Raw genomic sequence first — 15,010 nt, forward strand, 5'->3', positions numbered from 1 at the left:
TGAATTATGAAAAATTTACATTCTCTCCGGAACTTCAATTCCTAATAATGAAAATGCCGATTTAATTACCTCAGCCACTTTTTGAGAAAGCTGTACTCTGAATATTTTCTTTGTCAAATCTGTTTCTCCTAATATATGTACTGATTGGTAGAATGAATTGTATTCTTTTACTAAATCATAGGTGTAATTGGCAATCAAAGCCGGACTATGATTTTGAGCTGCATTTTGAATTACTTCCGGGAAAAGCTGGATTTGTTTAAGCAGTTCTTTTTCTTTTTCGTGAATGATTTCAATATCTGTTTTTGCAGAGAAATCAAAATCAGATTTACGGATGATCGATTTAATTCGCGCGTATGTATATTGAATAAACGGCCCCGTATTTCCGGCAAAATCAACTGATTCTTCCGGATTAAACAAAATACGTTTTTTTGGATCTACTTTTAAGATGTAATATTTTAAAGCGCCAAGTCCTATTGTTTTGTACAATTTCGCTTTGTCCTCGTCTGAGTAGCTGTCTAATTTACCTAAATCTTCAGAAATTTGTTTTGCTGTTGCAGTCATATCATACATCAAATCATCAGCATCTACCACAGTTCCTTCACGGCTTTTCATTTTTCCTGAAGGTAAATCAACCATTCCGTATGATAAATGATATAAGCTCGATGCCCAGTCAAATCCTAATTTTTTCAGAATTAGAAATAATACTTTAAAATGGTAATCCTGTTCGTTCCCAACGGTGTAAACCATTCCGCCCACATCCGGCATATCTTTTACACGCTGAATTGCAGTTCCGATATCCTGTGTCATATAAACCGCTGTTCCGTCTGAACGTAATACAATTTTACGATCCAGACCTTCATCTGTCAAATCAATCCAGACTGAACCATCAGGATCTTTTTCAAAAACACCTTTGTCAAGTCCAACCTGAACAACATCTTTTCCTAATAAATACGTATTGCTTTCGTAGTAATATTTATCAAAATCAACTCCAAGATTGGTGTAAGTTGTAGCAAAACCGTCATAAACCCATTGGTTCATTTTTTTCCAAAGTGCAATTACTTTTTCATCTCCGGCTTCCCATTTCTTCAGCATATCTTGCGCTTCAACGATAATTGGCGCCTGCTTTTTTGCTTCTTCTTCGGTTTTACCTGCTTCTTTTAATTGATTGATTTCAACTTTATAAGCTTTATCAAATTCTACATAATATTTACCAACTAATTTATCTCCTTTTAAATTTGAACTTTCCGGAGTTTCACCGTTTCCAAATTTCTCCCAGGCCAGCATTGATTTACAGATATGAATTCCACGATCGTTGATGATTTGGGTTTTATATACTTTTTTACCCGAAGCTTTCAAGATTTCAGCTACAGAGTATCCTAATAAGTTGTTACGAACGTGCCCTAAGTGCAATGGTTTATTGGTATTTGGCGAAGAATATTCTACCATTATTGCTTTGTCTGCAGGATTTGGAGTTACATAACCAAATCTGGAATTATCTTTTATTTCATTAAAGAAATCCAGATAATAACGATCTGAAATCACAATATTCAAAAAGCCTGAAACTACATTAAAACGGGCTACTTCAGCAACATTTTCAACTAAGTAATTTCCAATTTTACTTCCTATTTCTACAGGATTGCTTTTCATTAATTTGACTAACGGAAAAAGTACCATCGTAATATCGCCTTCAAACTCTTTTCGTGTAGTCTGGAATTCGATTTTATCAACTGTAACATCAAATAAGGCTTGTATAGCTTTTTGTATAGAAGGAGTAAGAATTTGTGATAATGACATGTAAACTTATTTTAAAGTGAGCAAATATACTGCTTATTCATCAATTAGAGAAAACGAAAAACATATTAAATAACAGTCAATCCTTTAAAATTACCAAAATTCAGTTTATTATAATTGTTAAAATTATCAAAAAGCCGAAATGCTAATCTGTTATAAAACAGGCTATCTGAAGAAATTTATTTTTTTGTTGTAAAATTCCTGTAACAAATCGTTAATAAAAAGGTCTTATTGAAAAAAAATAAACACAATCATCATCAATCAAATCAAAAAAATCAAGTAACAACTTATGAAATTAAAATTCTTTCTGTTCGCATTACTGGGTGTAATTGGAACAGCGAAAGCCCAAAATCCGGGGACAGTTTCGGGAAAAATTATTGAAAAATCGAATAAGGCTCCCATTTCTTATGCTACCGTTTCGATCAAAGACAACGGAAAAGTTGTTTCCGGTGTAAACACAGACGATAACGGAGATTTCACAATTAAAAACCTTGCCCTTAAAAGTTATACTATCGAAATCCAGTACATTGGTTTTAGAAAATACATTGGATCTGTAATTTTAAGCGATAATAAAAAATCGGCTACTGTTAATGTATCTCTTGAAGAAGAAGCAACACAGCTGAAAGGAGTAAATATTATAGCGGAACGTTCTACAATTGAGCAGAAAATCGACCGAAAAGTAATTAATGTTGGAAAAGATCTTACTACAGCGGGAGCTTCTGCATCTGACATCATGAACAATATTCCGTCAGTAAATGTAGATCAGGATGGAAAACTTTCGCTTCGCGGAAATGAGAATGTACGTGTATTAATTGACGGAAGACCTACAAATCTTGATCCGGCACAATTGCTAAAACAGATTCCGTCAACTTCAATCAAAAAAATCGAACTGATTACCAATCCAAGTGCTAAATACAATCCGGAAGGAATGTCAGGGATTATCAATATTGTTTTACACAAAAATGCGAATACCGGCTTTAACGGAACTTACAGCGGCGGAATTACCTTCGGACAAACCGCAAAATACAATCAATCTTTAGATTTGAATTACAAGACCGGAAAAGTGAATTTTTTTGGAAATGCAGGAAATAACTTTGGAACCCATTTTAACGATGGATTTATCACAAAAACCGATAAAACTATCACTCAGGATTTAGATATAACCAATGAAGATGATTCATACTTGTACAAAGTGGGTATGGATTATTTAATTGATGACTACAACACTGTATCTTTTTATACAACTCAAAATAAAGCAACAGGGCTTGGTTTTGTAAACACTGATATTGATTATATCAATTCATCTGATGACATTGTTAATATGTATCAAAAATCAAGATATCAGGGTCCTAACAAAACCGGAACTTATAATCTTGCTTACAAACACATCTTTAAAAAAGAGGGACATACCTTAGATTTTGAAGGGAATTACAGCGACACAGAAGAAACTCAAAATGCGAGTTTCGACACTGAGACTACAAAAACTGACAATACATCCAGCAGCATTGTTTATAATGATTTTATAAATGACGAAAGAAAGTTAGGCACTTTTAACATTGATTATGTAAATCCGTTAAACGAAAAAACCACTCTTGAAGCGGGAGCTGAAGCGAGAATAACCAAATCAGAGAATAACTATTCAACAAGTAATACTTTAGTTCCTATCAAGGTTTCCAATTATACATATGATGTAGATATCTATTCTGCTTACATAACATTTGGACAGAAATTTAAAAAGTTAAGCTACCAATTAGGAGCTCGTTTTGAAAGCTATAAAGTAAAAGCTGATTTGAATAATGGATTTAAAAAATTTGACGATGACTATATTACTTTATATCCTTCAGCTTATTTAACATATAACTTAAATGAGAAAAACACTTTACAGCTAAGCTATAGTCGTCGTGTGGACCGTCCGAGTTTAGAACAGACAAAACCTATTCGTGAGTTTTCAACTCCGTTAGTAACTTCATTAGGAAATCAGGAACTGAGACCTCAGTTTACTAATTCTGTTGAAGTAAATTATACTAAGACCATAGAAAAAGGGAGTTTCACTACAGGTGTTTTTGTGAGAAGCATCAATGATCAGATTAGCAGAACCTTACGCCCGGATGAATCTGATCCAAGTGGTAATAAACAAATTTTATCTTATACCAATTTCGACCACAATACTGCATACGGATTTGAAGTTTCATTAAATTACAAAATCACAAAATGGTGGGATATTCAGCCATCTGTTGACTTTTCAAGCATAAACCAAAAAGGAGTTGTTTTTGAATATGATCCAGTTACTAATAACATTAAAGCAACTGAAAGACCTGTTACGGTTACAGCATTTAATGCCCGAATGAATTCTAACTTTAAAGCCACAAAACGCTTGAGTTTTTTATTGTTCGGCTTTTTCAGGGGACCAGTTGAAGATATACAACAGGAAAGAAAAGAAATGTACAAAATGGATATAGGCTCACGCTACACTCTATTAGACAACAAAATGAACCTTAGCTTGCGTTTCAACGATGTTTTCAATACTATGAAATATGCTTTTGACACCAAATATCCTTATCCGCAGTCTGGACAATTTACATGGGAAAGCCAAACCGTTTATTTAGGATTAACGTATAATTTTGGCGGTGGAAAAATCAAAAATTTACAGCGTAAACAAAGAGACGATAACACCAATAAAGGAGGTGGCGGAATGTTTTAGTCCTGTTTTTAATCTTATTTGAATATTTTTAATTAGTACTTGTAGAAAAAAAGGTCTGAAGTTTGCCAGCTTCAGACCTTTTTTATTGAATTAACTTTTATAAAAAATTCCGGATTTCTTTTACTTCTTCAGGATTTGCTGTTTCTGTTTCATCCGTAATAGCTGACGAATGATAAAAAGTAGCTTCTAATCTATCCTGTAATAATTTAATATTAGACGATCGCAATCCTCCACCGGGCATAATTTCAATTCTGTTATTGGCTAATTTTTGAATTTTCTCCAGATTAAAAATCCCCTCTTCAACATTTATCTCCTGTCCGGAAGTTAAAATGGTTTTAAAACCACAATTTATAATATCTTCCAAAGCTTGTTCGGCATCTTTAACCACATCAAAAGCACGGTGAAAAGTGCAGGAAAGCGGATGAGCTAAATTGACTAATTCCTGATTTTTCTTTTTATTGACACTTCCGTCTTCGTTTAAAATTCCAAATACAAAACCATCAACTCCTAATTTTTTAAACTGTTTTATATCCTGTTTCATTTCGACAATTTCCTCATCGGTATAAAAAAAATCTCCACCTCTTGGTCTTATGATAACATGCATTTTTATCGAAAGTTTTTCGCGAACTCTTACCGTTAAAACATAATTAGGTGTTGTCCCTCCAAGCCTCATATTTTCGCACAATTCGATTCGGTCAGCACCATTATCCTGAGCTATCAATGCTGATTCATAATTAAAACAGGCTATTTCCAGTCGATTTTTTTTCATTGTACAAACTTGAATTCAATAGATCCAAATATAAAAAAACCTGCTTCAAAACGAAACAGGTTTTATATAATTTCATGGCTTAATTTACCATTTGATAATTGCACTTGCCCAGGTGAATCCACTTCCAAAAGCCGCTAAAACAACTGTATCTCCTGATTTGATTTTTCCCTGCTCCCAGGCTTCTGTTAAAGCGATTGGAATAGAGGCTGCAGTAGTGTTACCGTATTTTTGTATATTATTATGAACCTGATCGTCTGATAATTTGAACTTATTCTGAATGAATTGCGAGATTCTTAAATTCGCCTGATGCGGAATCAGCATGTCAATATCCGATACATTCAAACCGTTTGCTTCTAAACCTTCATTAATAACTTCGGCAAAACGCACAACTGCATTTTTAAATACAAATTGTCCATTCATATATGGATAATAACTTTCATCATTAGGGTCATTATCAGCAATAATATCTGTCACCCAACGTGCTCCCATTCCAGGTGCCTGCAGAGCCAGTTCTTCAGCATGCTGCCCTTCAGAATGTAAATGTGTAGATAAAATTCCTTTGGATAAATCTTCTTCACGACTTAAAACCGCCGCTCCTGCCCCATCTCCAAAAATCACGGAAACTCCACGCCCACGAGTCGTCATGTCTAAACCTGTTGAATGAACCTCAGAACCAATCACCAAAATATTTTTATACATTCCGGTTTTAATATATTGATCTGCTACAGAAATTGCATAAACAAAACCTGAACATTGGTTTCTGACATCTAAAGCCCCAACAGTTCTTAACCCCAAATCACGCTGCACTAAAACTCCGGGACCAGGAAAATAGTAATCCGGACTTAATGTGGCAAAAACTACAAAATCAATATCTTCTTTGGCTACACCTGAACGTTCAATTGCTATTTTAGCCGCTTTTACTCCCATAGAAGTTGTAGTATCTTCTCCACGAATAATATGTCTTCTTTCCTGAATTCCGGTCCGCTCCTGAATCCACTCATCATTGGTATCCATAATCTTAGACAAATCATCGTTTGTCACCACATTTGAAGGAACATAATATCCTAAGCCCGCAATTTTTGAATGATACATACTCTTTTTTTTATTTGTTAAAAATTGGACTGCAAATTTAAGTATACTTTAAAATATCAGAGTACAAATTACTACTTTTTTCGTAATTAACATTTCATATACTTTTAAAATATCCAATTGATATTAAAAGAATTAATTTTATAAATGACAAGAAAACAAAAAAGCCTCTAAAAATAATTTCAGAGGCTTCCATTTGGTATTGTTTATTTCTAACCTTTCAACCAGGCATTTTTAAGTTTTTCTTTTGATGGATCAGTTGCCTTAAATGTCTCACTATCCTCATAAGGTAACTTTACAGTCCCTTTTACGGTCTTATCAGCACCTGCTCTTTTTATCTGAACCGTAATCGTATCATTTTCTTTCCAATTTTCGCTTTCGCCAATTAAGTCATAAATATTATCTAATGAATATGGTTTAGCATTTATAGACAAAATAATATCTCCGGGTTTAAGGTCTAAATTAGCAAAAAACGGATTTAACTCTATATCCGGACGCACACTTATTTGTTTTGTGTTTGGATCTATTCCTATGTATGGGACCTGACCCTTTAAGAAAACTGAACCGGCTTTTTTCTCAGATGCCTTCGAAACCCCCACTTTAGCTAAATATTGATCGTATGGAATTGGAGTTGTTCCGGCAACATAGGTTTTTAAAAATTCCCCAACTTCAGGATAAGTCAATTTTGTGATTTTATCAAAAAGTTCATTATCATTAAATGGTTTTTCAACTCCATATTCTTCAGATAATTTATGCATCAGATCCAGGATCCCTCTTTCTCCGTTACTTTTTTCCCTGATAATAATATCGATACACATTCCGATTAAAGCCCCTTTTTGATATACATTTAAATACTGGTCTTTATAAGGCTGTTCTAATACATTCTTACTCATTACCGTAAATGACATTGTATCGTTTAAGCTTTTTGCCTGTTCAATTTTGTCAGCAATACGAGTATAAAATTCAGCTTCATCAATTAACCCCTGATTAATCTGAAAAAGATTGGCAAAATATTCCGTTACACCTTCATACATCCATAAATGTTCAGACATCTTTGGAGCGTTATAATCAAAATACTGAATTTCTTTAGAATGAATGGTTAATGGCGTTACGATATGGAAAAATTCGTGAGAAACCACATCTTTCATAGATTCCACCAATTTTTCTTTCGGCATTGATTCAGGTAAAACAACTGTAGTAGCTGTTGGATGTTCCAAAGCTCCAAAACCATGCGCATCATCTTTAGCCATGCTTGACAAATACAATAAAACTGTATATTTTTTGGTAGCATTTACTTTTCCTAAAAAGTTTTTTTGAGCCGTCATCATTGTTTTCATTTCCGGCGTAATACTTTCTGCTGTAAATTTTCCGGTTGGAGAATAAACCGCAATCAGAATATCCATTCCGTTAACGTTAAATGTAGTATAATCTGGCTTAGAATACATAATTGGATTCTCAACCAAAACAGCGTAACGAGGCGTTGTAAAAACATCGCTTGTTTTGCTTGCATCTTCATCAGTCATTGAAGTTGCTCCCCAAAGTGTTTCAGGATGTGTGATCGTAACTTTATAAGGGATGTCTAATTTATCCTGAAAATACCCCACAAAACCATGTGTATTAACCATAAAATTAATTCCGGCATTGATGTTTGTTCCGGCTGGCGAAAACACATCATCATTACCAAAACCTGTTCCTTTTTCAGTATCAAACGTATCTTCAACCAAATAGGTTATTGTTTTTAGTTTTTTTGCATCCGAAATCGACCAGGAATTTTCATCGATTCTTTTTACTGTCAAAGCATTTCCTTTAGCATCAAAAGCTTTAAAACCATCTGAATACTTTCCGTAATTATCTGTAGAATAAGTTCCGGGAACAGTTTTAGGTATACTGTAAATTACTTCATCTGTTTTTATCTCAGGTGCTGTCACTGTTACCAAAACTTTATCATCCTTCACATCAGTAAGATTGATATTAACAGCAACGTTGTTTTTCACAGCACTAGAAGTCCCCGTTTTACAGCTCCAAAACGCAACTGCAAGTGCTAATGTGCAAATTATTTTTTTCATGTATTTTAAAGTTTATTTTTATATAAGTCTTACAAATTGTAAAACTGTTACAGTAAAGATATAAATAAAAAAACTCCTGCAATTCAGGAGTTTTTTGATTAGTCTAATTTATTTTTTATATAATACTTTCCGTCCAAATCTTCATCAAAATCGTCTATTTTTACTGGTTTTGGTTTTGGTTTATTTGCGATTGCCTTCTTTTTCCACATCTCAAATTTTTCAAGAGGCATTTTCTTTTTCATTATTTCCAGAACTTCTTTTTCTGACAATCCAAATTCTTTCTTTATGATCTCGAATGGATTTCTCTCTTCTAATGCCAACGAAACAAGCTTTTCAGTTTGTTCCCAATTCAATTCTTTGCGGTTACTCTTTTTCATCACGTGAAAATTAATTCAAAATAGAGGGTTAATGATTAATAGATTGATTTTCAATTTAAGTATCAATATTAATAAAAAAAATAATTAGTTGATCAGATTGAGTATATTTTTTTATTCGTTTAAGCTTTTTTTTTCAGCATATGAATTTTGAAATATTTCTTTTATAAATTATTCATTTTTCACTTAATTAAATACACCTTATACCTGTTAAGATATATTTATATCAAGATCATTAATCTAAGTATACTGGTATGCCCACAAAATCAACAAAAGTTGTAATGGCATACGTAGCAATAAAATCCATTTTGGCAAGCCAAAACCTGCCTTTTTATTTTGATACATAAAGAGATTTGCCGGAAACACAGCAACCAGCAAAGCTATTATTCCCCATGCGGCAAAATGACTGAAAGAAGGAAGCATAAGTAGAATACCTAAAATTATTTCTGCAGCTCCGCTTAAAGTATTTAATAATCCGGGATTTGAAAAATAAGGAGGAATGATTTTAAGATACATCCTCGGGCACCTGAAATGATTGATTCCGGCAGCAATATAAAGTAAAGCCATTAAATACAAATGCCAGGAGAAATCCATAATAACGAGATTTTAGAATTAATTTAATTTCAAAGACTTTTACCTCTAAAGATGTTCTTTTTTACAAATAATAAATCAACCATTTTTAAATTTAATATTCATTATAATGATCGCTAAAATAATAAGTATAATTCCAATCCATTGCAAAAAAATTACTTTTTCGTTTAATAAAACAAAAGCCATCATTACAGAAACAGGCAGCTCCAATGCCGAAACTATGCTTCCTAAACCAATTCCTGTCAATGGGAAACCTGCATTCATGAGCATTGGAGGAATAATAGTTCCGAAAAGAGAAAGTACAATACCCCATTTTAGAAAAATTGAAAAATTAAAAGGTGTGTTTTGCGTAGCCAATGCAAAAGAAAAAACAATGACTGCCCCTCCCAAAAGCATGTATAAACTTCGTTGCGCGGAAGAAATTTCGACAGCAACGCGATTTGCAGTAAACATAGTTGTAGTAAATGATGCTGCAGCGAGAACACCCCAGCCAATTCCTCTCCAATCTAATACAATATCATTATTAAAAATATTGGTTGCCAAAAGAGTTCCAACAAGAACAATAAAAACAGCTGTTATTTTTTGAAGTGAAGGTAATTTCCTTTCTAAAATCATTTCGAGCAAAACTCCCATCCAGACAGTTTGCATTAGTAAAACAATACCGATAGAAACCGGAATGTATTTTACCGCCAAATAATAAAATAAACTGGTCATTCCCATCGAAGTTCCTGCCAGCATTAAACTAATAATATTTTTTGTCGTTGCTTTTACTACATTATGTTTATGTTTTAGTTTTTGAAAAGCATTAATCAGCAAAATACCTGAAATTCCTAATATAAATTGGGCTGTTGTAACTTCAGCAGTAGTAAAACCTTCAGTATAAGCCATTTTTACAAAAGTAGCCAGCATCCCATAACTTGTAGCACCTAAAGCTACCAGAAAAACTCCTTTCAGGACATTTTTTTGTGACATTCTTGTTTTATTTAAAAAAATTAGCCTGCAAAGATAACACTTAGTTTTTAGCTCAATGTTAAAAATTGGAAAAGACAAATTTGAACTTTAAGAACCAACTGCATTTATTTCTGAAAAATTAAACCTTCAATCTGCTTCATTTAAAAAAATTCTTTATTTTGCACCCAAATCGAAAAAACAATGAAAAAAATAATTATTGCAATTATTGCAATTGGCTTATTAGCTGTCTCATGTGATAAAAAAGAATCAACAGACGGTTTGCATCTTACAGGAAATATAAAAGGATTAAAAGAGGGAAAATTATACATCCAAAGATATAATGACACAGCTTTGGTAGCTATTGACAGCATTAAAATTGATGGAAACTCTGCTTTTGAAACCAATATAAAACTGGAATCACCTGAAATGCTTTATTTATTTCTGGATCGCGGAGTAACCAATTCATTAGATAATAACATTATGTTTTTTGCTGAACCAGGAAATGTAAACATTGATGCAAATCTTGATAATTTTATCAATGGTGCCAAAATTACGGGTTCAAAAAATCACGAATTATATGAAGAATACTTAAAAATAGCTTCTCGTTTTAAAGACGAAAACCTATCATTAATTGAAGCAAAATTCAAAGCATTAAAAAGACAGGATCAAAAAGCAATTGACAGTATTGTGGCAAAAGGTGACTCAAACATTAAAAGAAAATATTTGTTTGCTACTAATTTTGCAATTAACAATAAAGATCACGAAATAGCACCATATATTGCTTTAGCAGAAATTTACGATATCAATATTAAATTCCTGGATACAATTCAAAAATCAATGACACCTAAAGTGGCAAATTCAATGTACGGTAAAAAACTTACCAAGTATGTAAATGAGATTAAAAAAGAAGAAAAGAAATAAATTAAATCCTTAAAAATTTAAGAAAGGCCTGAAAATATTTTCAGGCCTTTCTTAATTCACAAAACCCAAGCCAAACGGTTCAAAATTATTTTAAAAAACAAAATCCTGTAAGCATTAAACTTACAGGATTTATTTACTTGTTGGTCTACTAGGACTCGAACCTAGAAAGACGGCACCAAAAACCGTAGTGTTACCATTACACCATAGACCAATAAAGTAGTGCGGTTTAGCGAGTGCAAATTTAGAGCTTTTTTTAGTTTGCGCAAACTTTTTGACAAAAAAAATGATTTTTTTTGTCTTTTTTTTTCTTTCAAACCCGCAATATCATTGCAAATATTTCATAAACAACAGGTTACTCCTACCAAATACTTTTGTAGATTTTTTTGTTAATGCTCGTTTCTTTACACAAAAAAACATTTTCTTTGTAAGATAGAAAACATACAAAATTTTAATACCCAAATATGGCACAATTCAATTTCAATAAATGGAATACAATTATTGGTTGGTTTGCATTTGCAATCGCTTTAATTACTTATACACTAACTGTTGAACCTACCATGAGCTTCTGGGATTGTGGCGAATATATCGCTACAGCTGCCAAACTTGAAGTTGGCCACCCACCCGGAGCGCCTTTATTTCAAATGATGGGAGCCTTTTTTGCCATGTTTGCAATCGACAATCAGCATGTCGCTTTAATGGTTAACATGATGTCTGTTTTTTCAAGTGCTTTTACTATTTTATTTATGTTTTGGTCATCATCTATGATTTTGAAAAAAATCATAGCTCGTTTTACTGAAATCGATCAAAATAATTCAATTGCAATCTTAGGCAGTTCTTTTGTTGGAGCTTTAGCCTATACCTTTTCAGACAGCTTTTGGTTTAATGCCGTCGAAGCTGAAGTTTATGCAATGGCGTCATTATTAATTGCATTGCTTTTTTGGCTTGGATTACGCTGGGAGCAAGATATGGACAAACCAAAGGGAAACAAATGGCTACTCATTATTTCCCTGGTTATTGGTCTATCGTTTGGAGTTCACTTTATGGCATTATTAACCATTCCGGCTATTGGCTTTTTATACTTCTTCAAGCATTATGAAAAAGTTACCATAAAAAACTTCATCATCGGCAATATTGTAGTGATTGCAATTTTATTGTTTATTTTTAAGTTACTTCTTCCTTTGACGATGGCATTCTTTGGCAAAACTGAAGTATTTATGGTAAACAGCATGGGATTACCTTTTAACTCAGGAACCATTTTTGTTGCTTTACTTTTTATCGCTTTCTTTTATTTTGGACTAAAATACACCAAACAAAAAGGATTCGTTTTCTATAACACCATTATTTTATGCATTCTGTTTATCCTGATTGGATTTTCTACATGGATGATGTTGCCTGTACGTGCCAACGCAAACACAGTAATAAACGAAAACAAACCATCTGATGCCACAGAAGTTTTAGCATACTACAACCGTGAACAATACGGCGTAAATCCATTGTTTTACGGACCACAATACACCGAAGTTTTTGCCGGACTGGATGAAAAAACTCCTTATCTGGATAAAAAACCGAACTACGAAAGAGACTATAAAACCGGTAAATATATTATTACCAACAATTATAAAAACGCAGAACAAAATAGCGATGATAATCAAAAAACGATTTTGCCTAGAATGTGGAGTACCGAAAACGGGCATATTCAAAATTATATCAATTTCACAAATCCACCGCAGTTCAAAATAAACCCTAATTATCCTTATGAAGAGGATTTAGGAAAATACGGAATCGATGCCAATCAGTTAACTGAAGATGAGTACAACAAAGCCATTGCACAACTGCGTAACGAAGTTGAAAAAACAGTTCAGGAATTCAGACAGGCTTACGCCCAAAAACAAATTGACAACGAAGGCTATGTAAAATTCTTAAGGAGTTACAGCGATTACTTAATCATCGAAAAGCCTTCAAACGTTGACAATTTCAGTTTTATGTTCGAATATCAGTTTGGATATATGTACTGGAGATATCTGATGTGGAATTTCGTAGGGCGCCAAAGCGATGTTCAGGGAAAATACGACAATCTTGACGGCAACTGGATTAGCGGAATTAAACCTTTAGATTCACTCCATTTAGGCTCCCAGGACAATTTACCTTCAGACGTTTTAAACAATAAAGGACGAAATGTTTATTATTTCTTACCGTTCATTTTAGGACTTATCGGACTTATGTATCATGCCAACAAAGACCTTAAAAGCTTTTATGTTCTTTTAGTATTATTCTTATTCACAGGAATTGCACTTAAAATTTACCTGAACGAAAGACCTTTTGAACCTCGTGAAAGAGATTATGCTCTTGTTGGTTCTTTTTATGTTTTTGCAATCTGGATAGGCTTTGGGGTTTATTCTTTATACGAAACTATTCAGAAATATGTAGCACCGAAAATTGCAGGACCTGTTATTATTGCCGGAAGTTTATTGGCCGCTCCTGTTTTAATGGCTTCTCAAAACTGGGATGATCACGACAGATCAGGCAAATATACCGCTGTTGCAATGGCAAAAGCATATCTGACATCATGTGACAAAGATGCTATTTTATTTACAATTGGAGACAATGACACTTTTCCATTATGGTACGCACAAGAAATTGAAGGTATTCGTACTGATGTAAAGATCGTAAATACGAGCCTTTTCATGACCGACTGGTATATTGATCAGATGAAAGCCAAATCGTATGAATCTGAACCTTTGCCAATCTCATTTAAACACGAAGAATATGTTGGTGATAAATTAGATTATGTGGCTCACATTCCAAAAGTAGAAACCCGTTGGGATATTAAGGATTTTATCACTTTCATAAAACACCCAAAATCAACTGTTGGCTTACAAAACGGTCAAACTATTCATTTTTTCCCAACTAATAAAATCAGAATTTCTGTTGATAAAAATACAATCATCAAAAACAAGGTAGTCAATGCTAAATACAACGATTCTATTGTATCGTATATGGACATCGATATAAAAGGAAGTGCTATTTATAAAAACCGCCTGATGATGTTAGATCTTTTAGCTAACAACAACTGGAAAAGACCAATTTATTTTAGCGGCGGCGCGTTTGACGATGAAGATTATTTATGGTTAAAAGACTACCTTCAATTAGACGGAATGGTTTACAAATTAGTTCCAATTAAAAACACTCCTTCAAAAGACGGTGGGCCAATGGACATGGGCCAAATTGACGCTGATAAAATGTACAATATTGTAACAAAATGGGATTGGGGAAACAGTAACGGTAATATATATCACGACCCTGAAACCAGAAGAAACAGTATCACGTACCGTACGAATCTTTCCCGGTTAATGAATCAGCTTCTCGCTGAAGGCAAAATAGATAAAGCCAAAAACATTATTAATCTGGCGATGACAAAAATGCCGTTAGATCAATATGGATATTATTCTTTAGTTGAACCTTTTGCAGGCGGTTATTACAAAGTGGGCGAAAAAGAAAAAGCTCAGGATTTACTAAATAAACTTGTTCAGAAATACAAAGAAAATCTTAATTACTATGCCACTTTAAGCGGTGCAGATCAATCTGACTTAGCAATTGATATCATAACAGATATTGAACGCTACAGAAGCCTGCTTCAGGTCATGAAAGCCAATAAAGACACGGCTTTTTACAACACTCACAAAACAACTTTTAACACCTATGTAAACGTGTTCGAGCGCTTTGGCCGTGAGAAAGAATAATATACAAAAAATATACT

Annotated in this window: 10 protein-coding genes and 1 tRNA gene; 3 read left to right on the forward strand and 8 right to left on the reverse strand. The window is 33.4% G+C overall.

Annotated features, from left to right (window positions below; translation table 11 throughout):
• Positions 1-15: 15 nt before the first annotated feature.
• The gene (argS, locus tag GXM16_RS08020) at positions 16-1,794 is read right to left on the reverse strand and encodes an arginine--tRNA ligase (RefSeq protein ID WP_163393881.1); all 1,779 of its coding nucleotides are present in this window, start codon (positions 1,792-1,794) and stop codon (positions 16-18) included.
• A 286-nt stretch (positions 1,795-2,080) separates the two neighbouring features.
• Here argS and GXM16_RS08025 point away from each other — a divergent pair, with 286 nt between their 5' ends.
• Positions 2,081-4,492: a TonB-dependent receptor gene (locus tag GXM16_RS08025; RefSeq protein ID WP_163393882.1), complete on the forward strand. Its 2,412-nt coding sequence runs from the start codon at positions 2,081-2,083 to the stop codon at positions 4,490-4,492.
• Between the two features lie 97 nt (positions 4,493-4,589).
• Here GXM16_RS08025 and GXM16_RS08030 read toward each other — a convergent pair whose 3' ends face one another.
• The 6 genes from GXM16_RS08030 to GXM16_RS08055 form a co-directional block, all read right to left on the reverse strand.
• Positions 4,590-5,261, reverse strand: coding sequence for a copper homeostasis protein CutC (locus GXM16_RS08030; protein ID WP_163393883.1), 672 nt, complete (start codon positions 5,259-5,261; stop codon positions 4,590-4,592).
• Positions 5,262-5,345: 84 nt separating this feature from the next.
• Positions 5,346-6,353 carry a 3-oxoacyl-ACP synthase III family protein gene (locus GXM16_RS08035; RefSeq protein ID WP_163393884.1) on the reverse strand — a complete coding sequence of 336 codons (1,008 nt, stop codon included), beginning with the start codon at positions 6,351-6,353 and terminating at the stop codon, positions 5,346-5,348.
• Between the two features lie 209 nt (positions 6,354-6,562).
• On the reverse strand, positions 6,563-8,416 hold the full coding sequence (locus GXM16_RS08040; protein WP_163393885.1) for a M61 family metallopeptidase: 1,854 nt from the start codon (positions 8,414-8,416) through the stop codon (positions 6,563-6,565).
• A 98-nt stretch (positions 8,417-8,514) separates the two neighbouring features.
• Positions 8,515-8,793: a DUF2805 domain-containing protein gene (locus GXM16_RS08045; RefSeq protein ID WP_007803893.1), complete on the reverse strand. Its 279-nt coding sequence runs from the start codon at positions 8,791-8,793 to the stop codon at positions 8,515-8,517.
• Positions 8,794-9,030: 237 nt separating this feature from the next.
• Positions 9,031-9,384, reverse strand: a complete 354-nt coding sequence (locus GXM16_RS08050) for a DoxX family protein (RefSeq protein WP_163393886.1) — start codon at positions 9,382-9,384, stop codon at positions 9,031-9,033.
• A gap of 75 nt (positions 9,385-9,459) precedes the next feature.
• Complete coding sequence (locus tag GXM16_RS08055; protein ID WP_163393887.1) at positions 9,460-10,353, reverse strand: EamA family transporter; 894 nt, start codon at positions 10,351-10,353, stop codon at positions 9,460-9,462.
• Between the two features lie 180 nt (positions 10,354-10,533).
• On the opposite strand from GXM16_RS08055, the gene GXM16_RS08060 reads away from it, so the two are divergent.
• Positions 10,534-11,253, forward strand: a complete 720-nt coding sequence (locus GXM16_RS08060) for a DUF4369 domain-containing protein (protein ID WP_163393888.1) — start codon at positions 10,534-10,536, stop codon at positions 11,251-11,253.
• 140 nt (positions 11,254-11,393) lie between these two features.
• Here GXM16_RS08060 and GXM16_RS08065 read toward each other — a convergent pair.
• A tRNA-Gln gene (locus GXM16_RS08065) sits at positions 11,394-11,464 on the reverse strand.
• A 250-nt stretch (positions 11,465-11,714) separates the two neighbouring features.
• Between GXM16_RS08065 and GXM16_RS08070 the strand changes: the two genes are divergently transcribed.
• Entirely contained in the window at positions 11,715-14,993 is a 3,279-nt protein-coding gene (locus tag GXM16_RS08070; RefSeq protein ID WP_163393889.1) for a glycosyltransferase family 117 protein, read from the forward strand.
• Positions 14,994-15,010: the final 17 nt, after the last annotated feature.

Origin of the sequence: Flavobacterium limi (genome assembly GCF_010645075.1) — a bacterium.
GTDB classification, from domain to species: Bacteria; Bacteroidota; Bacteroidia; order Flavobacteriales; family Flavobacteriaceae; genus Flavobacterium; species Flavobacterium limi.

Excerpts from the sequence above, each read along its gene's own strand:
- GXM16_RS08040 (WP_163393885.1), bottom strand. The coding sequence starts at position 8,416 with ATGAAAAAAATAATTTGCACATTAGCACTTGCAGTTGCGTTTTGGAGC.
- GXM16_RS08070 (WP_163393889.1), top strand. The coding sequence starts at position 11,715 with ATGGCACAATTCAATTTCAATAAATGGAATACAATTATTGGTTGGTTT.
- GXM16_RS08055 (WP_163393887.1), bottom strand. The coding sequence starts at position 10,353 with ATGTCACAAAAAAATGTCCTGAAAGGAGTTTTTCTGGTAGCTTTAGGT.
- argS (WP_163393881.1), bottom strand. The coding sequence starts at position 1,794 with ATGTCATTATCACAAATTCTTACTCCTTCTATACAAAAAGCTATACAA.
- GXM16_RS08060 (WP_163393888.1), top strand. The coding sequence starts at position 10,534 with ATGAAAAAAATAATTATTGCAATTATTGCAATTGGCTTATTAGCTGTC.
- GXM16_RS08045 (WP_007803893.1), bottom strand. The coding sequence starts at position 8,793 with ATGAAAAAGAGTAACCGCAAAGAATTGAATTGGGAACAAACTGAAAAG.
- GXM16_RS08025 (WP_163393882.1), top strand. The coding sequence starts at position 2,081 with ATGAAATTAAAATTCTTTCTGTTCGCATTACTGGGTGTAATTGGAACA.
- GXM16_RS08030 (WP_163393883.1), bottom strand. The coding sequence starts at position 5,261 with ATGAAAAAAAATCGACTGGAAATAGCCTGTTTTAATTATGAATCAGCA.
- GXM16_RS08050 (WP_163393886.1), bottom strand. The coding sequence starts at position 9,384 with ATGGATTTCTCCTGGCATTTGTATTTAATGGCTTTACTTTATATTGCT.
- GXM16_RS08035 (WP_163393884.1), bottom strand. The coding sequence starts at position 6,353 with ATGTATCATTCAAAAATTGCGGGCTTAGGATATTATGTTCCTTCAAAT.